Origin of the sequence: Streptomyces kaniharaensis, from assembly GCF_009569385.1 — a bacterium.
GTDB classification, from domain to species: Bacteria; Actinomycetota; Actinomycetes; order Streptomycetales; family Streptomycetaceae; genus Kitasatospora; species Kitasatospora kaniharaensis.
In genome coordinates this window covers 1,759,279-1,784,243 of record NZ_WBOF01000001.1, presented here as the reverse complement: position 1 = coordinate 1,784,243, position 24,965 = coordinate 1,759,279, and the positions used below count along the sequence as shown (strand labels likewise).

At 73.1% G+C, this 24,965-nt stretch carries 23 protein-coding genes; 16 read left to right on the top strand and 7 right to left on the bottom strand.

Going from position 1 to position 24,965, the window contains the following annotated elements; genetic code table 11:
- Positions 1-231 precede the first annotated feature (231 nt).
- Positions 232-2,307: an APC family permease gene (locus F7Q99_RS08145; protein ID WP_153460686.1), complete on the top strand. Its 2,076-nt coding sequence runs from the start codon at positions 232-234 to the stop codon at positions 2,305-2,307.
- Positions 2,308-2,648: 341 nt separating this feature from the next.
- Positions 2,649-3,995 (top strand): class I SAM-dependent RNA methyltransferase, encoded by a 1,347-nt coding sequence (locus F7Q99_RS08140; RefSeq protein ID WP_153465945.1) that lies wholly within the window; start codon positions 2,649-2,651, stop codon positions 3,993-3,995.
- 69 nt (positions 3,996-4,064) lie between these two features.
- Here the strand turns inward: F7Q99_RS08140 and F7Q99_RS08135 are convergent, their stop codons facing one another.
- Positions 4,065-4,262 (bottom strand): hypothetical protein, encoded by a 198-nt coding sequence (locus tag F7Q99_RS08135; RefSeq protein WP_153460685.1) that lies wholly within the window; start codon positions 4,260-4,262, stop codon positions 4,065-4,067.
- Positions 4,263-4,504: 242 nt separating this feature from the next.
- On the opposite strand from F7Q99_RS08135, the gene F7Q99_RS08130 reads away from it, so the two are divergent.
- Positions 4,505-4,741, top strand: a complete 237-nt coding sequence (locus F7Q99_RS08130) for a toxin-antitoxin system HicB family antitoxin (RefSeq protein WP_153460684.1) — start codon at positions 4,505-4,507, stop codon at positions 4,739-4,741.
- The gene (locus F7Q99_RS08125) at positions 4,738-5,160 is read left to right on the top strand and encodes a fic family toxin-antitoxin system, toxin component (RefSeq protein WP_153460683.1); all 423 of its coding nucleotides are present in this window, start codon (positions 4,738-4,740) and stop codon (positions 5,158-5,160) included. Before F7Q99_RS08130 ends, F7Q99_RS08125 begins: the two co-directional genes overlap by 4 nt.
- Before the next feature lie 68 nt (positions 5,161-5,228).
- Here F7Q99_RS08125 and F7Q99_RS08120 read toward each other — a convergent pair whose 3' ends face one another.
- Entirely contained in the window at positions 5,229-6,101 is an 873-nt protein-coding gene (locus F7Q99_RS08120; RefSeq protein ID WP_326846416.1) for a GNAT family N-acetyltransferase, read from the bottom strand.
- A gap of 234 nt (positions 6,102-6,335) precedes the next feature.
- On the opposite strand from F7Q99_RS08120, the gene F7Q99_RS08115 reads away from it, so the two are divergent.
- The 6 genes from F7Q99_RS08115 to F7Q99_RS08090 all read left to right on the top strand — a co-directional run bounded on the left by F7Q99_RS08115 (position 6,336) and on the right by F7Q99_RS08090 (position 11,662).
- Entirely contained in the window at positions 6,336-7,232 is an 897-nt protein-coding gene (locus tag F7Q99_RS08115) for an ATP-grasp domain-containing protein (protein ID WP_153460681.1), read from the top strand.
- Positions 7,229-8,014 carry an ATP-grasp domain-containing protein gene (locus F7Q99_RS08110; RefSeq protein WP_153460680.1) on the top strand — a complete coding sequence of 262 codons (786 nt, stop codon included), beginning with the start codon at positions 7,229-7,231 and terminating at the stop codon, positions 8,012-8,014. Before F7Q99_RS08115 ends, F7Q99_RS08110 begins: the two co-directional genes overlap by 4 nt.
- 57 nt (positions 8,015-8,071) lie before the next feature.
- Positions 8,072-8,902, top strand: coding sequence for a putative RNA methyltransferase (locus F7Q99_RS08105; protein WP_153460679.1), 831 nt, complete (start codon positions 8,072-8,074; stop codon positions 8,900-8,902).
- A 213-nt stretch (positions 8,903-9,115) separates the two neighbouring features.
- A complete protein-coding gene (locus F7Q99_RS08100; RefSeq protein WP_153460678.1) occupies positions 9,116-10,486 on the top strand; it encodes an AAA family ATPase in 1,371 nt (456 codons plus the stop codon).
- A gap of 32 nt (positions 10,487-10,518) precedes the next feature.
- Positions 10,519-10,908 (top strand): nucleotide pyrophosphohydrolase, encoded by a 390-nt coding sequence (locus F7Q99_RS08095; RefSeq protein ID WP_326846415.1) that lies wholly within the window; start codon positions 10,519-10,521, stop codon positions 10,906-10,908.
- Between the two features lie 97 nt (positions 10,909-11,005).
- Positions 11,006-11,662, top strand: coding sequence for a DUF6099 family protein (locus F7Q99_RS08090; RefSeq protein ID WP_153460677.1), 657 nt, complete (start codon positions 11,006-11,008; stop codon positions 11,660-11,662).
- On the opposite strand, the gene F7Q99_RS08085 is transcribed toward F7Q99_RS08090, so the two are convergent.
- Together F7Q99_RS08085 and dapD are read right to left on the bottom strand one after the other, a co-directional pair.
- On the bottom strand, positions 11,608-11,823 hold the full coding sequence (locus F7Q99_RS08085) for a hypothetical protein (protein ID WP_153460676.1): 216 nt from the start codon (positions 11,821-11,823) through the stop codon (positions 11,608-11,610). The two genes, F7Q99_RS08090 and F7Q99_RS08085, sit on opposite strands and share 55 nt — an antisense overlap.
- 591 nt (positions 11,824-12,414) lie before the next feature.
- A complete protein-coding gene (gene dapD, locus F7Q99_RS08080) occupies positions 12,415-13,404 on the bottom strand; it encodes a 2,3,4,5-tetrahydropyridine-2,6-dicarboxylate N-succinyltransferase (protein ID WP_326846414.1) in 990 nt (329 codons plus the stop codon).
- Positions 13,405-13,545: 141 nt separating this feature from the next.
- On the opposite strand from dapD, the gene F7Q99_RS08075 reads away from it, so the two are divergent.
- The 3 genes from F7Q99_RS08075 to argF all read left to right on the top strand — a co-directional run bounded on the left by F7Q99_RS08075 (position 13,546) and on the right by argF (position 18,965).
- Positions 13,546-15,171, top strand: a complete 1,626-nt coding sequence (locus F7Q99_RS08075) for a 3' terminal RNA ribose 2'-O-methyltransferase Hen1 (RefSeq protein WP_326846413.1) — start codon at positions 13,546-13,548, stop codon at positions 15,169-15,171.
- The gene (locus tag F7Q99_RS08070) at positions 15,168-17,840 is read left to right on the top strand and encodes a polynucleotide kinase-phosphatase (RefSeq protein ID WP_153460673.1); all 2,673 of its coding nucleotides are present in this window, start codon (positions 15,168-15,170) and stop codon (positions 17,838-17,840) included. Before F7Q99_RS08075 ends, F7Q99_RS08070 begins: the two co-directional genes overlap by 4 nt.
- A gap of 123 nt (positions 17,841-17,963) precedes the next feature.
- Entirely contained in the window at positions 17,964-18,965 is a 1,002-nt protein-coding gene (gene argF, locus F7Q99_RS08065; protein WP_153460672.1) for an ornithine carbamoyltransferase, read from the top strand.
- A gap of 62 nt (positions 18,966-19,027) precedes the next feature.
- Here argF and F7Q99_RS08060 read toward each other — a convergent pair whose 3' ends face one another.
- From F7Q99_RS08060 to F7Q99_RS08050, 3 genes are all read right to left on the bottom strand, one after another.
- On the bottom strand, positions 19,028-19,561 hold the full coding sequence (locus F7Q99_RS08060) for a superoxide dismutase family protein (protein ID WP_153460671.1): 534 nt from the start codon (positions 19,559-19,561) through the stop codon (positions 19,028-19,030).
- Between the two features lie 199 nt (positions 19,562-19,760).
- Positions 19,761-20,204: a type II toxin-antitoxin system VapC family toxin gene (locus tag F7Q99_RS08055; protein WP_230210174.1), complete on the bottom strand. Its 444-nt coding sequence runs from the start codon at positions 20,202-20,204 to the stop codon at positions 19,761-19,763.
- Between the two features lie 191 nt (positions 20,205-20,395).
- Positions 20,396-20,755, bottom strand: a complete 360-nt coding sequence (locus tag F7Q99_RS08050) for a hypothetical protein (RefSeq protein ID WP_153460670.1) — start codon at positions 20,753-20,755, stop codon at positions 20,396-20,398.
- A 29-nt stretch (positions 20,756-20,784) separates the two neighbouring features.
- Between F7Q99_RS08050 and F7Q99_RS08045 the strand changes: the two genes are divergently transcribed.
- From F7Q99_RS08045 to acnA, 3 genes are all read left to right on the top strand, one after another.
- Positions 20,785-21,909: a hypothetical protein gene (locus F7Q99_RS08045; protein ID WP_153460669.1), complete on the top strand. Its 1,125-nt coding sequence runs from the start codon at positions 20,785-20,787 to the stop codon at positions 21,907-21,909.
- Positions 21,906-22,058, top strand: coding sequence for a hypothetical protein (locus F7Q99_RS08040; RefSeq protein ID WP_153460668.1), 153 nt, complete (start codon positions 21,906-21,908; stop codon positions 22,056-22,058). Before F7Q99_RS08045 ends, F7Q99_RS08040 begins: the two co-directional genes overlap by 4 nt.
- Positions 22,059-22,280: 222 nt before the next feature.
- On the top strand, positions 22,281-24,926 hold the full coding sequence (gene acnA, locus F7Q99_RS08035) for an aconitate hydratase AcnA (protein ID WP_326846412.1): 2,646 nt from the start codon (positions 22,281-22,283) through the stop codon (positions 24,924-24,926).
- Positions 24,927-24,965 lie beyond the last annotated feature (39 nt).

Genomic DNA, 24,965 nt, shown 5'->3' with positions numbered 1-24,965 from the left:
TACCTCACCCGTCCCGTAGGGTTCTTGACCTGCGCAAACACCGTTCATCTCCGTTTCCCGTCCCGCTGTCCGGGGCGAGGGTCCTGGTTCGGCACCAACGCGACAACGTGAGTGTTGCCCGTCGACTCGTATCCGACACGCTAGCCGGTCCACCGAACACAGTCGCGATGAAGGGTGGGGACATCCGGCGCAAGTCCTACCGGATAACCCCTACGATTCCTTAACGTGCCTATGCCGACTGACCTTCCGAAACGCCTCCTCATCGGGCGCGCCCTGCGAAGCGACAAGCTGGGCGAGACGCTTCTCCCCAAGCGGATCGCGCTGCCCGTGTTCGCCTCGGACGCGCTCTCCTCGGTCGCGTACGCCCCCGAGGAGATCCTGCTCACGCTGTCCCTCGCAGGCGTGTCCGCCATCCACTTCTCCTGGCAGATCGGCGTCGTCGTCGCCGTCGTCATGCTCGCCGTGGTCGCCTCCTACCGGCAGAACGTGCATGCCTACCCCAGCGGCGGCGGCGACTACGAGGTCGCGACCGTCAACCACGGGCCGGCCGCCGGCCTGGTGGTGGCGAGCGCGCTCATGGTCGACTACGTGCTCACGGTCGCGGTGTCCACCACGTCCGGCGTCGCCAACGTCGTCTCCGCCGTACCCGCCCTACGAGGCCACGAACTGACCCTGTCGGTCGTCGTGATCGTCCTGCTGATGGGCATGAACCTGCGCGGCGTGCGGGAGTCCGGCACCGCCTTCGCCATACCCACCTACGCCTTCATGGCCGGCGTGATCGGCATGGTCGGCTACGGGCTCTTCCGGCACTTCGTGCTGGGCCAGGCCATGCCCGCCGAGAGCTCCGGCTTCCAGCTCGAACCCACCCCCGGCAACGAGTCGCTGGCCGGGTTCGCGATGGTGTTCCTGCTGCTGAAGTCGTTCTCCTCCGGCTGCGCCGCGCTCACCGGCGTGGAGGCCATCTCCAACGGCGTGCCGGCCTTCCGCAAGCCGAAGAGCAAGAACGCGGCCACCACCCTGCTGATGATGGCGAGCGTCGCCGTGGTGATGTTCATGGGCATCATCTGGCTGGCCCGGCTCACCGGCGTCCAGATGGCCGAGAACCCCGCCGAGCAGCTCGTCGGCGCCTCGCCCGACTACCACCAGAAGACCGCGCTCGCCCAGATCAGCGAAGCCGTCTTCGCGAACTTCACGCCCGGCTTCTACTTCGTCGCCGCCGTCACCGGCCTGATCCTGGTGCTCGCCGCCAACACCGCCTTCAACGGCTTCCCGGTGCTCGGCTCGATCCTCGCCCAGGACCGCTTCCTGCCCCGCCAGCTGCACACCCGCGGCGACCGGCTCGCCTTCTCCAACGGCATCATCCTGCTGGCGATCGCCGCGATCCTGTTCGTCTTCGCCTTCGACGCCGACCCCAACCGGCTGATCCAGCTGTACATCGTCGGCGTCTTCGTGTCCTTCAACATGAGCCAGTCCGGCATGATCCGGCACTGGACCCGGCTGCTGCGCAGCGAGACCGACCCGGCCGAGCGCCGCCGGATGCAGCGCAGCCGGGCGATCAACTCCTTCGGCCTGGTGATGACCACGGCCGTGCTGGTCGTCGTCCTGGTCACCAAGATCGGCCACGCCTGGATCGCGATCGCCGCGATGGTCGTGCTGTACGTGATGATGAAGGGCATCCGGCGCCACTACGACCGCGTCTCGGAGGAGCTGGCCGCCGCCGAGGAGCCCGACGACGTGGTGCCGCCCACCCGGGTGCACGCCGTCGTCCTCGTCTCCAAGCTGCACAAGCCGACGCTGCGCGCCCTCGCGTACGCGAAGCTGGCGCGCGCCCACACGCTGGAGGCCGTCTCCGTCGACGTCGACCCGGCGGACACCGCGGCGCTGCGCCGGGAGTGGGACGAGCGCGGCATCGACGTGCCGCTGAAGGTGCTGGACTCGCCGTTCCGCGAGATCACCGGGCCGGTCCTGGACTACGTCAAGAACCTGCGCCGCAGCAGCCCGCGCGACGTCGTGTCGGTGTTCATCCCCGAGTACGTCGTCGGCCGCTGGTACGAGCACCTGCTGCACAACCAGAGCGCGCTGCGGCTCAAGGGCCGCCTGCTGTTCAAGCCCGGCGTGATGGTCACCTCGGTGCCGTGGCAGCTGGAGTCCTCCGAGCGGCGCAGGCCGCAGAAGGCCTGGTCGGCGCCGGGGTCCGTCAGGCGAGGCGAACCGCGGGCGTCGGAGGCCGTAAAGTCGAAGGATTCCGTTCCCACCGGTGCGAGCACCGGTGCGACCTCCGACCGCAGCAAGGACTCCTCCCAGTGACCCGCAACAATCCGCCCCGTTCCTCGGGCAAGTCCGGGGGCAACGCCGGCAAGAGCGCCCGCCGGGGCGGCTCCCAGCCCGGGCAGGTCGCCCGGCCGCGCTGGGGCCGGCCGGCCCGTCCGGAAGCCACCGACCGTGACGGTCACACCGCGCGGACCGCGCCGCTCGCTCCAGGCGAGCGGGCGGAGCCGGAGGCGGCCGCGGACCGGGGCCCGGCGGGCAAGGGCTCGGCCGCTGCGGCCGGCAAGGGCTCGGCTGCCGGCGGGAAGGCCGCGGCCGGGCAGAGCGCGGCCGGCAAGGGCAAGGCGCCGCGCAAGCAGGCCGTCCGGCCGCCGAAGGCGCTGCGCACCACGCCCCGGGCGCAGCGGCCCGAGGCGCCGTCCGGTGACCCGCTGGCCGGGCAGCGGTACGAGGTCGAGGTCGGCCCGGTCGCGCACGGCGGCGGGCACTGCGTGGCCCGGCACGAGGGCCGGGTGCTGTTCGTCCGGCACGCCCTGCCCGGCGAGAAGGTGATCGCGCTGGTCACCGAGGGCACCACGACCTCCCGGTTCCTGCGGGCGGACGCTGTGGAGATCCTGGAGCCCGCCAAGGAGCGGATCGCCGCGCCGTGCCCGTTCGCCGGGCCCGGCAAGTGCGGCGGCTGCGACTGGCAGCACGTCACCCCGGGTGGGCAGCGCAAGCTCAAGGCGGCGGTGCTCACCGAGCAGCTGGCGAAGCTGGCCGGGCTGACCCCGGCCGAGGCGGGCTGGGACGGCAGCGTCGAGCCGGTCGGCGGCAAGCTTCCGGCCGGGCAGGTGCCGGCCTGGCGCACCCGGGTCCAGTACGCGGTGGACCGGGGAACCGGCAAGGTCGGCCTGCGCAAGCACCGCTCGCACGAGATCCAGCCGGTGGACCACTGCCTGATCGCCGCGGAGGGCGTCACCGAGCTGGGCATCGAGGCCCGCGACTGGCCGGGCGTCGCCACGGTCGAGGCGGTCGCCGCGACCGGCTCCTCGGACCGCCAGGTGGTGCTCACCCCGCAGCCCGGCGCCCAGCTGCCGCTGGTCGAGCTGGACCGGCCGGTGTCGATCGCCCGGGTGGACGAGCAGGGCGACGTGCACCGCGTGCACGGCCGCTCCTTCGTGCGCGAGCGGGCCGCCGGGCGCACCTGGCGGGTCAGCAACGGCGGCTTCTGGCAGATCCACCCCGAGGCGCCCGACACCCTGGTGGACGCGGTCCTGGAGGGCCTGGACCCGCAGTGGGGCGAGAACGCGCTCGACCTGTACTGCGGCGTCGGCCTGTTCGCGGGCGCGCTGGCCGACCGGGTCGGCGAGGACGGGGCGGTGCTCGGCATCGAGTCGGCCAAGCAGGCCGTGGCCGACGCCCGGCACAACCTGGCCGCGCTGGACAACGTCCGGATCGAGTGCGACCGGGTGGAGACGCTGCTGCCGCGCACCGGCATCACCGCCACGGACCTGATCGTGCTGGACCCGCCGCGCTCGGGCGCCGGGCGGGAGACCGTCGCGCACCTGGTGGGCCTGGAGGCGCGCCGGATCGCGTACGTCGCGTGCGACCCGGCGGCGCTCGCCCGGGACCTGGCCTTCTTCCGCGAGGGCGGCTACCGGCCGGTCTCGCTGCGGGCGTTCGACCTGTTCCCGATGACGCACCACTTCGAGTGCGTGGCCATCCTGGAGCCGGTCGGGGAGTGACCCCCGGAGAGACGGCGAGGCGGCACCCGGGGTCTTCCGGGTGCCGCCTCGGTCTTTCAGGGCCGCCGGTCAGGGCTCGTCATGCTCCTCCTCGTCGGCGCTGTGCGGAAGGTCGATCCCGTGCTGGGCGGCGAGCCGGAGCAGTCCGGCGATCCGGCCCTCGTACGCCTGGACGCCGTCGGCGTCCCCTTCGGCCCGCGCCGCCGCGAGGTCCCGGCGGGCCCGGGCGAGCTGCTCGCGCAGCTCCTGGTCGAACATGGCTGTCATTGCCGGCCTCCACACAGGTCGGTGCCGCTCCACGGATCGCTGCTCCACGGATCGCTCGGAGCTCAGGGGTGTTCAGGGTCCCGGAAGGTGAAGAACTCTTCAAGTCTCGCTCGCCATGACCGGGGTGGGTCGGCGGTCGGTGGGTATGGGTCTCCAGGGTCGCGCGGGGGCGTGCGGCGAGTGCGTACGGCGGAGGGTGCGCGCCCTTGTTGTGCTAGCACTTCGGCGCTAGCTTGAGGCTCATGGGTAAGAAGCAGCTGAACGTCCGGGTGGACGCCACCACCGCGGAGATGGCCCGGGAACGGGCGGAGCAGCAGGGGATCAGCATGAACCAGTACATCGAGCGTCTGGTCCAGCAGGACATGGGTGAGGCCGGCCGGGCCTTCGTCGACGCCGCCGCGAAGTTCATGAAGGAGTACGAGACGGCCTTCCTCGCCGAGTTCGGGGAGTCGGGCGACCTCCAGGACGTGCGCCGTTGAAACTGGAGGTCGACCTCTCGTGGCTGCTCATGACCGCCGAGCAGTACACGCCCGGTGACCCGCAGGTCACCGACTACGGATCGCTCCTCGCCGCGGTGGCCCGGCACCAGGCCGAGATCTTCGACATCGCCGTCTACCCCGAACCGCAGGACCGCGCCGCCGCCCTGATGCACCAGCTGATCCGGGCGCCGGCCCTGGAGAAGACCAACGAGCTGTACGCGACCGCCGTCGCCTACGCCTACCTCGTCGCCAGCGGCTGCACCGTGGCGACCACCGCGCGTGAGGTGCGCAGCCTCGCCCGGGCCATCCGTGAGGGGCGGCTCGGCGTGTCGGGCGTCGCCGAGCGGCTGTCCGCGTGGGTGGTGGACGAGGCGGAGGGGGAGGGCGTCAGCGGGGCGGACGACGAGGACGACGACTGACCGGTGAGCGGCCGTTGTCCCCGTCTCGTCGGGTCCGTTCCCGTCGGGGTCTGTTCTCCTCGGGCCTGTCAGGTGGTGCTCGCGTCCTGGGCCGCCGGCTCGGCGATCAGGGCCGTCGCGAACGGGCGGAAGCCGGCCCGGCGGTAGATCCGGGCGACGTCCTCGTCCGCGGCGGACAGGAACACCGTCCGCACGCCGTTCGCACGGGCGTGTGCGACCAGCGCCGCCGTGACCGCCAGGCCCAGGCCGCGTCGGCGTGCCGTCGGCAGCGTGCCGACCCCGGCCACCTCGGTCACCGCGCCCACCGGGTTGTGCTGGCCCGCGCACAGCGCCGTACCGTCCTCCAGCGCCGCCGCCAGTACGGTGGCGCCGGCCGTGATCCGCTTCGCGATCCGCTCCACCGCACCCTCGGCCACCAACTTCCCGGCGGTCTCGGCGAGTTCGGCCGTCCCGGCAGCGCCCAGGCCAGTGCCCGGCTCGGCGAACGCCAGGTGCGGGACGGCGACGGCGCCGGCCAGCTCCGGGGCGTCCGCCGTCAGGACCCGCACCTCCACCGGCTCCGGCACGGCGGGCACCGTGGCCGGTCCGTCCGCCAGGCCCAGCACCAGCAGCGGGTGCTCGTGCACCGTCAGCCCGGCCTCCTCGACCGCGGCGCGCAGCCGCGGGTCGTGCTCTGCCACCCACTCGAAGGCCTCCGGCGCGCCCAGTTCCCGCTGCCGGGCCAGCACGCGGCGGACGTCCTCGGCGGTGGCGGCCGGGCCCTCGTGGCCCAGAGTCGGCCGCGCGTAGTACGGCCAGCCGGCGCCCTCGCGGACGAACAGGGTCAGCGGGCCGAAGTCCTCGGCACGGGCGGCACCGCGCGGCACCGCGTCGTAGTAGCGCTCGATCTCGTCGAGGAGGTGGCGGTCGGGGTTCGCGGGTTCATGATCGACAGAAGTCACGGCGTGCATCCAAGCAGGGGCCGCGCCGGGCCGCCACTGGTTTGACAAGGCGCCCGGCGGGCGGTTCCGGGCGGTCGTCGGGACACGCACCGGCCGTCGCACGATTGTTGCCGAACGCTTACGAGCTCGGCGATCTTGGACACGGACCGCGTGGCATGCTGAGGCCTTTACAGCTCTGCCGAGGGGGACGGCGGAACGTCCGGACTCGGCGCGGCAAAGGGGGAAGACAGGCCCATGAGGCTCTGCTTTCTGGTGGAGGAGCACTACCGGCACGACGGCATGCCGCTCGACGTGGCACGCCAACTCACCGCATGGGGACACCGCGTGGATGTGCTGCGCCCCGGTGACTCGCTGCTGGCGATCTCCGAGACGGTACGGGCAGGCAGCCACGACGCGTGGGTGCTCAAGACCGTCTCCGGCGGGCCCGGACTCACCCTGCTGGAAGCGGCCGCCGCCGTCGGGCTCACCACGGTCAACGACGTCCGCTCGATCCGGGGCGTGCGGGACAAGGCGCTCGCCGCCGTCATAGCCCGCACCCGCGGCCTGCCCGTGCCCGTCACCTACGCCGCCGCCCGCTGGGAACGGCTCGCCGAGATCCCCGCCGCCGAGTACCCGCTCGTCGTCAAACCGGCCGACGGCAGCTCCGGGCGCGCCGTGCGGCTCGTCCCCACCCCCGACCACCTCCTCGCCCTCGGCCCCGAACTCGAGCGCGAGGGGCTGCTGATCGCCCAGCCGTACGTGCCCAACTCCGGCACCGACCTCAAGGTGTACTGCGTCGACGGCGAGTTCCACGCCACCGAACGCTGCTCCCCACTGCACCCCGGGCAGGCGGTGCGCGAGCGGCAGGTGCCGCTCGCCGCCGAGGTCGCCAGGATCGCGGCGCAGGTGGGGGAGGTGTTCGGGCTCGACCTGTACGGCGTCGACGTGCTGCTCGGCCCCGACGGGCCCGTCGTCGTGGACGTCAACGACTTCCCGAGCTTCCGGCAGGTGCCGGACGCGGTCGCCCGGGTCGCGCAGGCGGTGCTGCGGCTCGCCCGCAGCGGGACGGCCGTCTCCGCTCCGGCTCCGGCGCTCGTCGGGGCCTACGGGCAACTCGGCTACGACCGTGACGAGTTCGGCGCGGCGATATGAGGGTCTGCCTGATCGCCGCCGACCCGGACCATCCGGTGCTGGCGGCCACCACCGCCGAACTGCTCGCGCGAGGGCACGAGGTGGAGCACCTCTATCCCGGCGCGAGGCCGGGCTCGGGCCGCCTTGCCGACGTCTACCTGCTGAAGGCCAGGACGCCGCAAGCCCTCGCGCTCGCCCGGGAGTTGGAGGAGCGCGGGGCGCCCGTCGTCAACTCGGCCGCGGCGACGGAGCTCTGCCAGGACCGGGTGCGGATGGCGGAGCTCGCCCGGGCCGCCGGGCTGCCCTTCGCGGATACGCGCGCGGTCGGCCGGCTGGACCAACTCGCCGACCCGGTCTACCCGTTCGTCGTCAAGAGCCGGCACAGCCGGCGCCACGACCTGGTCGCCCGCATCGACGGCCCGGAGCGGCTGCGTGAACTCGCCGCGCGCTGGCCGGGCGAGGCCGTCGTCACCCAACCGTTCCTCGACGGGACCGGCTGGGACCAGAAACTGTGGGTCGTCGACGGGCAGGTGTTCGCCGCCCGGCGCCGCTCCGAACTCGCGCCGCCCGACGGAGCCGCCGGGCCGGCGGGAGAGTGGCAGCCGCCCGCCGACCGGGCCGCCCTCGTGCTGCGCGTCGGCGAGGTCTTCGGCCTCGACGTGTACGGCGTCGACCTGCTCGACGGGCCCGCCGAACCCGTCATCGTCGACGTCAACGCCTTCCCCGGCATCCGCGGCCGAACCGGCGCACCCGAGGCGCTGGCGGCCCTCGCCCAGCGCGTCGCGGCGGACAGGGGTCGTTAGGCTGTCCGTCCAGGGCCACCGGGCCCCACGGGGTGAACGGCGAGAGAAGACGGAACGTTGCTGCAGGACATCGAGCCCTACCTGGCCTGCCCGCACTGCGCACAGGCCCTCAACCGGCACGAGCGCACCCTGCGCTGCCCCACCGGGCACAGCTTCGACCTCGCGAAGCAGGGCTACGTCAGCCTCCTCGCCGGCGACGCCCACACCGGCACCGGCGACACCGCCGACATGGTCGCCGCCCGGGCCGACTTCCTCGCCGCCGGCCACTACCGGCCCATCGCCGACGCCCTCGCCGAAGCCGCGATCGCCACCGCCCCCGAAGGCCTCGTCGCCGACCTCGGCGCCGGCACCGGCCACTACCTCGCCCACGTCCTCGACGCCCTGCCCGGCCGGCCCGGCGCCGCCCTCGACATCTCCAAGTACGCGCTGCGCCGCGCCGCCAGGGCCCACCCACGGATCGGCGCCGTCGTCTGCGACGCCTGGCGCCCGCTGCCGCTGCGCGACGCCTCCGCCGGACTGATGCTCAACGTCTTCGCCCCGCGCAACGGGCCCGAGATCCGCCGCGTGTTGCGCCCCGGCGGCATCCTGCTGCTGGTCTCACCGACCTCGCGCCACCTGCGCGAACTCGTCGCCGCGCTCGGGCTGCTGTCCGTCGACGAGGAGAAGCAGCGGCGGATCGACGAGAAGCTCGGGCCGCACCTCACGCCCGCCGGGCAGCGGGAGGTCGAGTTCACGCTGCGGCTCGGGCCGCAGGACGTGCGCACCGTCGTCGGCATGGGGCCCAGCGCCTGGCACACCGACCCGCAGCGGCTCGCCGCCGCGCTCACCGGGCTGCCGGAGCCGGTCGAGGTCACCGCCTCGGTGACGGTCGCGCAATACCGGCGCTGATCGGTCCGCGAGGGGAGCGCCCTCCTCGACGTGGCGGCGTGCCGTCCTCGACGGGATGAATGCGCCGAGTTCCACGATGGGATGAATCTTCCGAGCAGGCACGTTTCTGCCGCGCGGCCTGCGGCTAACGTCCGACGGGTGAACCGCGACGCCACCCGGCCCGCCGTGCCGGCCCACCCCCGACCGGACACGCCAGGGCCCGATCGGCCACCCGTGCCGCGAGCCACCGTCGAGGAGCTCCGACTCACCTCCTTCAAGTCCTACCGGCGCGCCACCCTGCCGCTCGCGCCGCTCACCGTCCTGCACGGGCCCGCCGGCGTCGGCAAGTCCAACGCGCTCGACGCGCTCGCCGTCCTCTCCCGGCTCGCCCGCGGCGAGGAGATCGCCGACTCCCTCGACGGGCTCCCGGGCGCGAGCGGCCCGCTCGCCACGCCCGTCCGCGGAGGACTCGACGGATGCGTCCCGCACGGGCGGGACGCCATCATCCTCGGCTGCACCGTCCGGTCCGCCGAGGGCCGGATCCGGCTCGACCTCGTCATCCGCACCGACGGCCCCGTCCGGATCGCCCGCGAGGCGCTCACCCTCGACGGCCGGACCCTGGTCGAGACCGGCGAACAGGACCTCCGCGGCCGACGCGTCAACGTCTGCTGGCACAACGACACCCGCCAGGGCGACATCCGGGCGCCCTTCCCCAGCGGCACCATGATCACCGCACAGCTCCCGCTCCGGGTCGCCGGCTCCTCGCCCGGCGAGCGCAAGGTCCTCACCGCCACCGAGCACCTCCTCACCGCACTGCGCGAGGTCTTCCCCGTCCACCCCGTGCCCTCCCTCATGCGCGACTGGGCCAGACCCGACCCCCAGGCCCGCCTCCACAGCACCGCCGCCAACATCTCCGCCGTCATCGCCCGGCTCGCCGGCGAATGCCCGCGCCGCTACGGCCAACTGCTGCGGGTCGTCCAGTCCGCAGCCCCGCACCCGCTGCTCGGCCTCGAACTCGCCCACCGCGGCACCGGGCCCGACCGGCGTGTCCTCGCCGTCTTCGACGAAGGCGTCCTCGGGCACACCGGGGCCGACCAGGCCTCCGACGGCATGCTGCGCCACCTCGCGTTCGCCGCCGTGCTGCTCACCGGCGCCGGGGTGCTCGACCTGGACGGGGCCACCGAGGTGCCGTGGGCCCACCGGCAGCTCACCGTGCTCGCCGAGGACCTCGGCGCCGGGCTGTCCACCGAGCAGACCGCCTCGCTGCTGCGGCTGGCGAGGGAAATGTCCGGGCGCAACCAGCTGAGCGTCCTCGCGGTGTTGCAGGAGCCGGCCGCGGCGCGGGAGGCGTTCGGCGGGCCGGGTGGTTCGGGTGGTCCGGGTGGTTCCGGTGGGACGGCTGGCCCCGGCGGCTCTGGTGGTTCCGGTAGCTCTGGCCGTTCCGGTGGGACGGCGGGCGGGGTGGTGCTGGTCGAGTGCCGGCGCGACCCGGACTCCGGGCACACCGTGCTGCGGACCGGGGCCGCTCGGGTGCCGGCCCAGTGCGGCAACGGACACGGGGCCGTCACGGGGGCGGGCGCTGATGCGGTAGACCTGGACGCGTGAACGAACGAGTGACGGAGCCGGGGGAGCCGGTCGTGCCTCCCCGGCCTCCGGTGTCGGCCGAGCCTTCCGGGCCGACGCTGGAGAGCCTGCGGCAGCGGTTGGTGGACTTCGCGGCGGCCCGGGAGTGGGAGCCCTTCCACACGCCGAAGAACCTGGCGGCGGCGCTGAGCGTGGAGGCGGGTGAGCTGCTGGAGATCTTCCAGTGGCTGACGCCCGAGCAGGCCGCCGCGGTGATGTCCGACCCGGAGCGGGCCCACCGGGTGCGTGACGAGGTGGCCGACGTCCTCGCGTACCTGGTGCAGTTCTGCATGGTGGTGGGGGTCGACCCGCTGGCGGCGCTCGCGGCCAAGATCGAGCGGAACGAGGAACGCTTCCCGGTGCCGGGTGCGTCCGCGGACGTCAAGCCGAACGTCGACGAATAACCCCTGCGAGGGACGGGAGTTGTCCACAGCTCCGGAGTTGTCCACAGCTTCGGAAAGGGTGGATGCGGACCTGCCGCCCCCGACGCACGCTTTCGCCATGACCACGAGCCGCCCCCGGCGGCCGTGGCCGGACGGTGACGGCGAGCGGAAAGAGGTGGCGGCCATGGAGGCGCTGCGACTGATCAAGACGGCCCGGCACGCCCTGGCCGAGGCCAGGCATGTACCGGACGTGCTGGCCGAGGCGCGGCAGGCGGCGCTGCTCACCGAGGCGGTGGGGGCCCGGCTGGCGGAGCTGGACGACGAGGAGCTGGCCGGGCTGGGTCGGCAGCTGTCCGAGGCGGGGGCGCACGCGTCCGTCTGTCTGGACCGGTCCGTCGTCAGGGCCGCCGTGCTGAGCGGCGGGCGGGTCCGTGGGCTCGCCGAACTCGGCGAGCTGGGGCCGACGTTGGGTGCGCTGGACGGGCTGCTGCGAGAGCTCGGCGAGACACTGGTGGTGCTGGCCTGCGGGGCCGACACCGAGGGCCTGTACTGGACGTGCATCGACGCCGTCGACGCGGTGGCGGAGTGCAAGGACCTCGCCGTGCGGCTGCGGGAGGCGGCGGGGACGGCGCTCGGCGGCGTGGAAGCCGAACCGGCGGGCCGGGGCGCGCCGTTACTGGTGGTCCGGCTCGGCCCGCCGGGTGAGGCGCAGGCGCCCGACTACCGGCTGCCGGGCGCGACCGAGGCGTCGGAGGTGTCCGTGCCGGCGGGATAGGCGTCCGGGGCGCCGAAGGACTGCAGTTCGGCGAGGTCCGCGGTCACCGAGGCGAGCAGTTGCTGCATCTGCTCCAGCAGGCTTGTCGGAGTGGCGGGCGCGGCCGGCGTGTCGGCGGCCGGGCCCGCCGGGCTGCTCGGGAGCTGCGAGGTTTCGGACATGACGGGACCTCTTCGGATCGGGGTGCGACGTGTAGCGGCCGACGGTGGCTCGGCCCGCGCAGCGGGGTGCCTGATGTATTGCCACCGAGGCAGACGCCCTCGCTGCTGCACTCAACGAACCACTCCGGTGGTGGGTCACGTTGCGCCACCTGATGTGGTCCAACTCCCGTCACGGGTAAGTCGCCCGGGTGACTCTGGGTTGCCGCGTCCGGTGGCCTGGGTCCAGGTGACGCCGGTGGGCGGAGGAAAGAGGTGGCGGCAGGCGGCCGGTGGCGGGCTGGTGGTGTCCGCGCGGAGTGTTGGCTGCTTCGCGCCGGCGTGACCGGCGCCGAGCAGCCCCGAGCAGCCCCAGGAGAGGGCGAGGGGACAGGGGCTCGGGATCGCGGGGCATGGGGACACAGGGCAGGGGCGCGGGGCGGGAGGGGGAGGGGGGAGGGCCCCGTCGCGCGAACCGCAGCACCGGGGCCCTGAAACCGCACCATCACCACCCGCGCTCAAGAGCCAACCTGGAACAGGACCCTCACCGCCGAGCAGGAAGGCCCCCGGCACCGCGAACGCGGCGCCGGGGGCCTCGGCAGTCAAGCTGGTGCGTCAGTTGTGGGCGTGCAGGTCGGCGTTGAGGCCGCCCCAGGAGCCGGAGCGGGCGATGACCTCGACGGCGCCGGTCTGGGAGTTGCGGCGGAACAGGAGGTTGTCCTGGCCGGACAGCTCGACGGCCTTGGCGATCTTGCCGTCCGGGGTGGTGACCCGGGTGCCGGCGGTGACGTACAGGCCGGCCTCGACGACGCAGTCGCTGCCCAGGGAGATGCCGATGCCGGCGTTGGCGCCGAGCAGGCAGCGCTCGCCGACCGCGACGACCTGCTTGCCGCCGCCGGACAGGGTGCCCATGATCGAGGCGCCGCCGCCGATGTCGCTGTGGTCGCCGACGACGACGCCCGCGCTGATGCGGCCCTCGACCATGGAGGTGCCGAGGGTGCCGGCGTTGAAGTTGACGAAGCCCTCGTGCATGACGGTGGTGCCCGCCGCGAGGTGCGCGCCGAGGCGGACGCGGTCGGCGTGGGCGATGCGCACGCCGGTCGGGGCGACGTAGTCGGTCATCCGCGGGAACTTGTCGATGCCGTACACGGCGAGCTGGCCGCCCTGGGCGCGGACCGCGAGGCGGGCCTGCTCGACCTTGTCCACCGGGACGGGGCCGATGCTGGTCCAGGCGACGTTGGCGAGCAGGCCGAAGATGCCGTCCAGGTTCTGGCCGTGCGGCCGGACGAGGCGGTGGCTGAGCAGGTGCAGACGCAGGTAGACGTCGTGCGTGTCGAGCGGCTTCTCGTCCAGCGAGGCGATGGTGGTGCGCACGGCGACCACCTCGACGCCGCGGCGGGCGTCGGCGCGCAGCGCCTCGGCGGCGCCGGAGCCCAGCTCGGCCTCGGCCTGCTCGGCGGTCAGCCGGACGGTCCCGGCGGGGCCGGGCTCGGCGGTCAGGACGGGGGCGGGGAACCAGGTGTCGAGGACGGTGCCGTCGGCGGCGATGGTGGCCAGACCTGCGGCGACGGCGCCGTTCGGGAGGGTGGTGGATTCAGCAGTCACACCGTGCACGTTAACCAATGCGGGGGCCCGGCGCCGAACACGCCCACCGTGCGGACACGGCCGTCGCGGTCCTCCGGCGGGCGACCGCGGGGCAGGAAAACCCGGTGCTCGGGGGCTGGCAGCTGGGCAATACTCGGGCGGGTGTTCATGTCGATCTCCACTACCGGCAGCGCCGAGAGCCCGGCCACGGATCTCGGGTTCCTGCTGCACAAGCACCCCGGCAAGGTCCAGCGGTTCGCGACGTCGCACGGCGAGGCCCACGTCTTCTACCCGGAGGCGCGGGACGAGCTCTGCACGGCGGCGTTGCTGCTGGACATCGACCCGATCGCGCTGGTCCGCAAGGGCCGCGGCAGGGGCCGTGGCGGCTCGCCGGACTTCGCGCTCGCCCAGTACGTCAACGACCGCCCCTACGCGGCGTCCTCGCTGCTCGCGGTGGCACTGCGGACGGTGTTCCGTTCGGCGATGAAGGGCGTGTGCCCGGCCCGCCCCGAACTGCCCGAGCAGGCGCGCCCGCTGCGGATCGCCTTGCCCGCCGTGCCCGCGAACGGAGCGGGCGAGGGCGGCGGTGCGGCGATGGTGGCCCGGTTGTTCGAGCCGCTGGGCTGGCGGGTCGAGGCGGCGGCGATCCCGCTGGACGAGGCGTTCCCGGAGTGGGGCGAGTCCCGGTACGTGCGGATCGAGCTGGCCTCGGAGTCCGTCCGGCTGGCCGACGCGCTGCAGCAGCTGTACGTGCTGCTGCCGGTGCTGGACGGTGCCAAGCACTACTGGGTGGCCCCGGACGAGGTGGACAAGCTGCTCGCCGCCGGCGAGGGCTGGCTGGCCGCCCACCCGGAGCGTGCCCTGATCACCCGCCGCTACCTGTCCCGGCGCTGGTCGCTGACCAGGGCCGCGATGGAGCGCCTGGAGCTGGCCCGGCTCGCGGAGGCGGACGACCGCGAGGTCGAGGAGATCGACAACGCGGTCGACGACCAGCCCGAGACGATCCCCGAGGCGACCCAGGACGAGACCGCAGAGGCGGCCCCGGGAACCACCACCGAGGAGCCCAGGCAGCCCTCCCTCGCCGAGCAGCGCCGCACCGCGATCCTCACCGCCCTGCGCGAGGTGGGCGCGGCCCGGGTCGCCGACCTCGGTTGCGGGCAGGGCGAGCTGATCGGCGCGCTGCTGAAGGACGCCCGGTTCACCGAGGTGCTGGGCGTGGACGTGTCCGCGCGGGCGCTGCAGACGGCGGCCCGCAAGCTGCGCCTGGAGCGGCTGCCGGAGCGCCAGGCGGCCCGCGTGACGCTGGCGCAGGGCGCGCTGACGTACACCGACGCGCGGCTGAAGGGCTTCGATGCCGCGGTGCTGTGCGAGGTGATCGAGCACCTGGACCTGCCGCGGTTGCCCGCGCTGGAGTACGCGGTGTTCGGCAGCGCCCGCCCGGGGGCCGTGGTCGTGACCACCCCGAACGTCGAGTACAACGTCCGCTGGGAGAGCCTGCCGGCGGGCTGCGTCCGGCACGCGGACCACCGCTTCGAGTGGTCCCGCGCCGAGTTCCGGGCCTGGGCGGAGCGGGTGGCCGCGGACTACGGGTACACCGTGGAGCTGCGCCCGGTCGGCCCGGAGGACCCGGAGGTCGGGCCGCCGACCCAACTGGCCCTGTTCCGAACCGCCGCCCCCGTGACCCCTACCCCCGTGACGTCGACACCCGCGACGTCCGCGACATCCGTGACGTCGACCCCCGCGACGTCCACCCTCGCGACGACGCCCGAAGGAGGCGAGCCCCGATGACCGACGAAGCACTGCCGACCCCCGAGACACTGCCGGCCCCCGAGGAGCAGCCCGTGGCCACGCGCCGCCTCCCCGTCACGGACGTCTCCCTGGTCGTCCTGATCGGCACCAGCGGCTCCGGCAAGTCCACCTTCGCCCGCCGCCACTTCCTGCCCACCCAGGTCGTCTCCTCCGACTTCTGCCGCGGCCTGGTGGCCGACGACGAGAACGACCAGTCCGCCTCCGCCGAGGCCTTCGACGTGCTGCACTACATCGTCGGCAAGCGCCTCGCGGCCGGCCGCCTGACGGTCGTGGACGCCACCAACGTCCAGCCCGAGTCCCGCCGCCAGCTGGTGAAGATCGCGCGCGACCACGACGTGCTGCCGATCGCCATCGTGCTGGACGTCCCGCCGGGCGTCTGTGCGGAGCGCAACCGTTCCCGCCCCGACCGCCAGCTGCCGGCCCACGTGATCCCCCGGCAGAACCGCGAACTGCGCCGCTCCCTGCGCGGCCTGGAGTGCGAGGGCTTCCGCAAGGTGCACATCCTGCGCGGCGAGGCCGAGGTGGCGGCGGCCGAGATCGAGCTGGAGAAGCGCTACAACGACCTGCGCCACCTCACCGGGCCGTTCGACATCATCGGGGACGTCCACGGCTGCCGCGCCGAGCTGGAGACCCTGCTGACCAGGCTCGGCTACACCCTCACCCGGGACGACGCGGGCCGCCCGGTCGGCGCCGTGCACCCCGGCGGCCGCACCGCGGTCTTCGTCGGCGACCTGGTCGACCGCGGCCCGGACACCCCCGGCGTGCTGCGCCTGGTGATGGGCATGGTGGCGGCCGGCCACGCGCTCTGCGTGCCGGGCAACCACGAGAACAAGCTGGGCCGGTCGATGGACGGGAAGAAGGTCACCGTCTCGCACGGCCTGCAGGAGTCGCTGGACCAACTGGCCGGCGAGTCCGAGGAGTTCAGGGCCGAGGTGCGCGCGTTCATGCGCGGCCTGGTCAGCCACTACCTGCTGGACGGCGGCGCGCTGGTGGTCTGCCACGCCGGACTGCCGGAGCGGTACCACGGCCGCGCCTCCGGTCGGGTGCGCTCGCACGCCCTGTACGGGGAGACCACCGGCGAGACCGACGAGTACGGGCTGCCGGTGCGCTACCCGTGGGCGGAGGAGTACCGCGGCCGGGCGCTGGTGGTGTACGGCCACACGCCGGTGCCGACGGCGAGCTTCGTCAACAACACGATCTGCCTGGACACCGGCTGCGTGTTCGGCGGCAGCCTCACGGCACTGCGCTACCCGGAGCGCGAGCTGGTGAGCGTCGAGGCCGAGCGCGAGTGGTACGCGCCGGTCCGTCCGATGATCAGCGACGCGCCGGGCGCCCGGGAGGGCCGTCCGCTGGACCTCGCCGACGTGGCGGGGCGGCGGATCGTCGAGACCCGGCTGCACGGGCGGGTCGCCGTCCGGGAGGAGAACGCGGCGGCGGCGCTGGAGGTGATGAGCCGCTTCGCGCTGGACCCGCGGCTGCTCGCCTACCTGCCGCCGACGATGGCGCCGACGGCCACCTCCCGCCGGGACGGCTACCTGGAGCACCCCGAGGAGGCGTTCGCCGGCTACCGCGCGGACGGCGTCCGGCACGTCGTGTGCGAGGAGAAGCACATGGGCTCGCGCGCGGTGGTGCTGGTGGCCCGGGACGGGGCGGCGCTGGAGAAGCGGTTCGGCGTGGCCGGGCCGGGCGCGATCTGGACCAGGACGGGCCGGGCGTTCCTCGCCGACGACGGGCTGACCGCCGCCGTGCTGGGCCGGGTGCGGGAGGCCGCCGAGCGGGCCGGGCTGTTCGAGGAGCTGGGCACCGGCTGGCTGCTGCTGGACGCCGAGCTGATGCCGTGGTCGCTGAAGGCGGTCGAGCTGCTGCGCCGCCAGTACGCGGCGGTCGGCGCGGCGGCGGGTGCTGCCCTGCCGGAGGTGCTGTCCGCACTGGAGCGGGCGGCCGGGCGCGGCCTGGACCTGGCGGAGCTGACCGCCCGGCAGCGGCAGCGCGCCGCCGACGCGCAGGCGTTCACCGAGGCGTACCGCCGGTACTGCTGGCCGACCGAGGGACTGTCGGGCATCCGCCTGGCGCCGTTCCAGCTGCTGGCCGCCGAGGGGGCGAACCTCGCGGTGCGTCCGCACGACGAGCACCTGGCCTGGATCGACCGCCTGGTCGCGGCGGACGAAGCGGTGCACGAAGCGGTGCACGAAGCCGCGAACGACGGGACGGGCGACCCGCAGGCGCCCGTTCTGCACCGCACCGGGCGCCTCGTGGTGGACACCACCGACGAGGCGTCGGTGGCCGCAGCGATCGTCTGGTGGGAGGAACTGACCGCGGCGGGCGGCGAGGGCATGGTGGTCAAGCCGCTGGCCTCGCTGGTGCGGACCGAGCGGGGCGAGGGCCGTCCGGGCGGCCTGGTGCAGCCGGGCGTGAAGGTGCGCGGCCGGGAGTATCTCCGGATCATCTACGGCCCGGACTACACCGAGCACCTGGACGAGCTGCGCGGGCGCACGCTGGGCCACAAGCGCTCGCTGGCGCTGCGCGAGTACGCGCTGGGCCTGGAGGCGCTGGACCGACTGGCGGCCGGCGAGCCGCTGTGGCGGGTGCACGAGCCGGTGTTCGCGGTCCTCGCGCTGGAGTCCGAGCCGGTCGACCCGCGCCTGTAGCGCGGTGGCACGAGGGGGAGCCCGACGGGGCTCCCCCTCGTTCACTCGCGCTATGCATACAAATTCCAGTCATCGTATACACTTGCCGCTTTCCCGTTCGTCCCGTCACCCCAGGAGCCCGGTATGGCGTTCAACCTCCGGAACAGGCACTTCCTCAAGGAGCTCGACTTCACTCCCCAGGAGTTCCGCTTCCTGGTGGACCTCGCCGCCCAGCTCAAGGCGGCCAAGTACGCGGGCACCGAGCAACCCCGGCTGCGCGGCAGGAACATCGCGCTGATCTTCGAGAAGACCTCCACCCGGACCCGCTGCGCCTTCGAGGTCGCCGCGCACGACCAGGGTGCGAGCACCACCTACCTGGACCCGTCCGGCTCGCAGATCGGCCACAAGGAGTCCATCAAGGACACCGCCCGGGTGCTCGGCCGGATGTTCGACGGGATCGAGTACCGGGGCCACGGGCAGGAGGTCGTCGAGGAGCTGGCCGCCCACGCCGGCGTCCCGGTCTGGAACGGCCTCACCGACGAGTGGCACCCGACCCAGATGCTGGCCGACGTGCTCACCGTCACCGAGCACACCGCCAAGCCGCTGACCGAGGTCGCCCTCGCCTACCTCGGCGACGCCCGCTCCAACATGGGCAACTCGCTGCTGGTCACCGGCGCCCTGCTCGGCATGGACATCCGGATCGTCGCGCCGAGCGCGCTCTGGCCGGACGAGGACGTGCAGAAGGCGGCGCAGGACCTGGCCGAGTCGACCGGCGCGCGGATCACCCTGACCGAGGAGGTGGCCGAGGGCGTGGCCGACGCGGACTTCCTCTACACCGACGTCTGGGTCTCGATGGGCGAGCCCAAGGAGGTCTGGACGGAGCGGATCGAGCTGCTCAGGCCGTACCAGGTGTCGATGGACACCGTCCGGGCCACCGGCAACCCGGCCGTGAAGTTCCTGCACTGCCTGCCCGCCTTCCACGACCTCGGCACGGAGGTCGGCCGGCAGATGTACGAAGCGACCGGCATGAGCGAGCTGGAGTGCACCGACGAACTGTTCGAGTCGGCGCACTCCATCGTGTTCGACCAGGCGGAGAACCGCCTGCACACCATCAAGGCGGTCCTGGTCGCCACGCTCGGCTCCTGAACCGGCGACTGCTCCGGCAACCGGCTACTGCTCCGGCAACCGGCGACTGCTCCGGCAACCGGCTACTGCTCCAGCTTGACGCAAGCCACCCGCTCGCCCGCCGCGTGCCGGCCGGCCGGGGTGCCCGCGTGCAGCACCAGCGACCGCGCCTCGCCCGGCCGCGGCTGCCAGGCCACCGTGGCGGAGGCGGTGCCGTCGCCGCGTCCGTCGGTGTGCAGCACCAGCCGCAGTTCGTTCCGGTCGTTGGCGTACGCCGGGTCGGTGGACGGCTGTACCGGGTCGAGGACGTTCTGGTAGTGCGGGCCGGACGCGGCCGGGTCGGCCCCGCAGCTGCCGGTGTGCATGTGCACCGGGAACTCGTGCCCGGGCGCGAGCCCGGCGACCCTGAGGGTGACCACCGTCCGCTCGGCCGTGGAGCGGTCGGTGAAGACGGCGGCGTGCGAGCCGTACGGCACGAGGTCGCTCGCGTAGCTGATCGCGGCCGGCGGGACGAAGGCCGTCGCCGGGTCGAAGTCGGCCTCGACGGCGGACACCGGCGAGGCGGCGGGGGCGAGCATGGCGAGCGGCAGCAGGGCGGTGGCGAGCGGAGCGGACATCGGGGGGCCTTTCCACGGGCGGGGTGACGGTCACCCTGCTCAACGGTCCCGGGCCGCTCAGGACACCGCGGTCCGCCCGGATGCCACCGTCCGTTCGGGTGCCACCGGTCGCCCGGGTGTCACCGTTCGCCCGACTGCAGCCGTTCGCCCGGATGCCGGCGCGCGCGCCCGGATACCGTGTGCAGCCTGGATTCCGCCGTCAGCCCGCCAGGGGCTGGATGCCCCGGATCTCGCAGCGCGGTCCGCTGGCCCGCATCAGCCGCAGGTCCGCGGTGACCAGCGGCACCCCGTACTGCTCGGCGACCGCGACGTACGCGGCGTCGTCCGGGGTGAGGTTGTCCTTGAGCTCCCAGATCCGGCCGAGCAGTGGCGCCACCTCGACCTTGCGGATCGCCAGCCCGGCCAGTTCGACGGTCAGTTCGGCGACCCGCTCGGCGGTCAGCTCCTTGGCCAGGTAGAGGCCGCGCAGCGACTGCATCACCTCGACGACGACGTGCTCGGGCGCCAACCACTCGCCGTCGGAAGCGAGTTCGGCCCGGGCCGCGATGCCGCGCGGGCCCTCGTCGGCCAGCGCGAGCACCAGTGCGGACGCGTCCACCACGATCATCGGTCGGCCCCCGGCCTCTCCCACCCAGCGTGTCATCTCACCGGCCACCGTACCCGGACGCGCTCGGGCCGACGGGAACGGGTGCGCGGTGCCGGCGCCGGGCGGCATGTTCCGCTCCGCGCGTCGTCGTGGAACCGCCGGACCGTCTCCTCGGGGGTGATCTACTCCTGGGCGCCGGTGGCCATGGCGAGCTCGAACTCCGTGGCCGCCTCGGCCCGTGAACCGCGCTACGGGCCGAGCACCGAGGTGGCGAGGAACCCGGCCAGCAGTGACGTCGCATTGGCCGTGCCGGAGACGATCCAGGGCAGCGGGTCGCGCGGGCGCAGCCCGGCGAGCGGGCACAGCAGCAGCGCCTCGGCCGCGCAGACCGCCGCCTCGCTGAGCCAGAAGGCCGTCCAGTACGCTGCGGCGGGCCCGTCGGTCCAGTGCCGGAGGGTCCACCAGAGCAGCGGGTGCGTCACCAGGTTGACCAGTACGGCGGCCGTCGCCGCCCGCTCGGGGTGGACGCCCCCGGGGCGGGTGAGGGCGGCGGTGTAGACGGGTGTCTCGGTCAGCAGGGTGAGGGCGAGGGCCACCGGGTAGCGCACGGCGGGATCGTGCCATGGAGAGGGGAAGCGTGGCGACCACGGGCGCGGCGACCACAGGCGTGGGGGCCACCAGCGCGGCGACGGCCGCGGGCGGCTGGCCCGCGGTCGGTCCGGCGGTGCGGCTGGGCGCGGCCCCGCAGGCGGGGTTCGTCGTGGCGGGCGCGCTGGCCCTGGTGCTGGCGCTGCGGGCGCCGACCGGTCTGGCGGTGCTGGGCCTGGCCGCCTTCGGGCTCCTCCACAACGTGCTGGAACTGCGGTACGTGGCGGGCCGGTTCGCGGTGGTGCTGGCCGGTCCGCTGCTGCGTCTGCTGCTGGTGCTGGTGACCGGCATCGTGGTGTGCCGGCTTCTGCCGCCCTCGCCGGTGTCCCGGTCGGCGGAGATCCTGCTGGCGTACGGCCTGCTGGCGGCGGCCTGCTGGTACGGGCTGCGCGGCCGGCCGCTGCTGCTGGCGGGGAGCGCGGTGGTGCTGGCGGTGGCCGTGGCGGGTTCGCTGGCGTTCCCGGCGTACCACTTCGTGGTGCTGGCGCATCTGCACAACGTGGTGCCGTTGCTGTTCCTGTGGGAGTGGTCGCGGCGGTTGGCGCGGGGGCGCGTCGTGTTCCTCGGGCTGCAGTTCGCCTGGGTGCTGGCGGTGCCGGCGCTGCTGTTGGGCGGGGTGCTGGACGGTTGGCTCTCCGCCGGGTCCGGTGGCTGGACGGACCGGCTGGCCGCGGCCTACACCCCGCCGGGCTGGCTGAGTCCGCAGGTGGGCCTGCGCTTCCTGGCGGTGTTCGCGTTCCTGCAGACGATGCACTACGTGGTGTGGGTGTGGTTCCTGCCGCGCTACGCGCCCGAGGCCGCGGAGGGGTTCGAGGCCCGGGTGCCGGCCCTGCGTGGTGTGCGGGCCTGGGCGCTGGGGGCGGCGGCGGGCGGGTTGCTGGCGCTGCTGTTCGCGGCGGACTACGCGCAGGGCCGGGCGCTGTACGCGGCAGTGGCGAGCTATCACGCCTATCTGGAGTTCCCGGTGCTGCTGATGCTGGTCCTGGGGCTCGGTGACACCCGCCGATCTGACAGCCACCGACGTGACGTCCGCCGGCCCGACCTCGCACGAACCGACCCGATACGACCCGACCCGACACGACCCGACCTCACACGAACCGAGGAGAACGCATGACGAGAACCCTGCTGGCCGATGTCGCCCCCGAGCCGGCCGCCGTCGGCGGTGGTCTGCTGGTGGTGTTGCTACTGCTCGGTGCGGTGGCGGCGGGGGCGGTCTGGCTGATCCGGCTGGAGCGTCGGCGCCGTGGCCCGGATGGGCGCTGACCTGCTCCGATGCAGACCCGGGCATGCCTGCGGTGGTGAACGCGGCAGCATGCACTATGGTTTATCTCGACATCGAGATAACTGCCCCTTACGATATATCTCGACATCAAGATACTTGCCGAGAGGCGCTCGCCGGCGATGCGGGCAAGGTGGGCCTAAGTAAGGCTGACCTTACCACCGCGGCGGCCGGATATCGCACGAAGCACCCAGAAGGAGTCAGTCGTGTCCGCGAACAGCTTCGACGCCCGCAGCTCGCTGCAGGTGGGCGACGAGTCGTACGAGATCTTCAAGCTCTCCGCCGTCGAGGGTTCCGAGCGGCTGCCGTACAGCCTCAAGGTGCTGCTGGAGAACCTGCTCCGCACGGAGGACGGCGCGAACATCACCGCCGACCACATCCGCGCGCTCGGAAACTGGGACGCCGACGCCCAGCCGAGCCAGGAGATCCAGTTCACCCCGGCCCGCGTGATCATGCAGGACTTCACCGGCGTGCCGTGTGTCGTCGACCTCGCCACCATGCGCGAGGCCGTCAAGGAGCTGGGCGGCGACCCGGCCAAGATCAACCCGCTGGCCCCGGCCGAGCTGGTCATCGACCACTCCGTCATCGCCGACAAGTTCGGCACCCCGGACGCCTTCGTCCAGAACGTCGAGATCGAGTACGGCCGCAACAAGGAGCGCTACCAGTTCCTGCGCTGGGGCCAGACCGCGTTCGACGAGTTCAAGGTCGTCCCGCCGGGCACCGGCATCGTCCACCAGGTCAACATCGAGCACCTGGCCCGCACGGTCATGGTCCGGGGCGGCCAGGCCTACCCGGACACCTGTGTCGGCACCGACTCGCACACCACCATGGTCAACGGCCTGGGCGTGCTGGGCTGGGGCGTCGGCGGCATCGAGGCCGAGGCCGCCATGCTCGGCCAGCCGGTCTCCATGCTGATCCCGCGCGTCGTCGGCTTCAAGCTGACCGGCCAGCTGCCGGCCGGCACCACCGCCACCGACCTGGTGCTCACCATCACCGAGATGCTGCGCAAGCACGGTGTGGTCGGCAAGTTCGTCGAGTTCTACGGCGACGGCATCGGCGCCATCCCGCTGGCCAACCGCGCCACCATCGGCAACATGTCGCCGGAGTTCGGTTCGACCTGCGCGATCTTCCCGATCGACGCCGAGACCATCAACTACCTGCGCCTGACCGGCCGCGACGAGCAGCAGCTCGCCCTGGTCGAGGCGTACGCCAAGGAGCAGGGCCTCTGGCACGACCCGTCGGTCGAGCCGGTCTACTCCGAGTACCTGGAGCTGGACGTCTCCACCGTCGTCCCGTCGATCTCCGGCCCGAAGCGCCCGCAGGACCGCGTGATCCTGGCCGAGGCCGCCGACAAGTTCGCCGAGGCGCTGCCGACGTACTCCGCCGAGGCCTCGAAGCCGACCGCCGTCACCGCCCCCGACGGCACGACGTACGAGATCGACAACGGCGCCGTCGTGATCGCCTCGATCACCTCCTGCACCAACACCTCCAACCCCTCCGTCATGCTGGGCGCCGCCCTGCTGGCGAAGAAGGCCGTGGAGAAGGGCCTGCACGTCAAGCCCTGGGTCAAGACCACCCTGGCGCCCGGCTCCAAGGTCGTCATGGACTACTACGAGAAGGCCGGCCTGCTCCCGTACATGGAGAAGCTGGGCTTCAACCTGGTCGGCTACGGCTGCGTCACCTGCATCGGCAACTCGGGCCCGCTGCCCGAGGAGGTCTCGGCCGCCGTCAACGAGGCCGACCTGGCCGTCGTCTCGGTGCTCTCCGGCAACCGCAACTTCGAGGGCCGGATCAACCCCGACGTCAAGATGAACTACCTGGCCTCCCCGCCGCTGGTGGTCGCCTACGCCATCGCCGGCAACATGGGCGTGGACATCACCAAGGACGCCCTGGGCCAGGACGCCGACGGCAACGACGTCTTCCTCGCCGACATCTGGCCGTCGGAGCAGGAGGTGGCCGACGTGGTCGCCAACTCCATCGACCAGGAGATGTTCTCCAAGGACTACGCGGACGTCTTCGCCGGCGACCACCGCTGGCAGTCGCTGCCCGTCCCGACCGGCAACACCTTCGAGTGGGACGCCGAGTCCACCTACGTCCGCAAGCCCCCGTACTTCGAGGGCATGGCCAAGACCCCGAGCCCGGTGACCGACATCGCCGGCGCCCGCGTCCTGGCCAAGCTGGGCGACTCGGTCACCACCGACCACATCTCCCCGGCCGGCAACATCAAGCCGGGCACCCCGGCGGCGCAGTACCTGACCGCCAACGGTGTCGAGAAGCGCGACTTCAACTCCTACGGCTCGCGCCGTGGCAACCACGAGGTCATGATCCGCGGCACCTTCGCCAACATCCGCCTGCGCAACCAGATCGCGCCGGGCACCGAGGGCGGCTACACCCGCGACTTCACCCAGGCCGACGCGCCGGTGTCGTTCATCTACGACGCCTCGCAGAACTACCAGGCCGCCGGCACCCCGCTGGTCGTCCTGGCCGGCAAGGAGTACGGCTCCGGCTCGTCCCGCGACTGGGCCGCCAAGGGCACCGCGCTGCTGGGCGTCAAGGCCGTCATCGCCGAGTCGTACGAGCGCATCCACCGCTCGAACCTGATCGGCATGGGCGTCCTGCCGCTGCAGTTCCCGGAGGGCCAGAACGCCGACTCCCTCGGCCTGACCGGCGAGGAGACCTTCTCCATCACCGGTGTGACCGAGCTCAACGAGGGCCGCACCCCGAAGACCGTCAAGGTCGTCGCCGGTGAGAAGGAGTTCGACGCGGTCGTCCGCATCGACACCCCCGGTGAGGCGGACTACTACCGCAACGGCGGCATCCTGCAGTACGTGCTGCGCTCGCTCATCGGCTGACGTCGGCTGAGTTGAGAGCCTGACCGGCGGCCGGGCCGC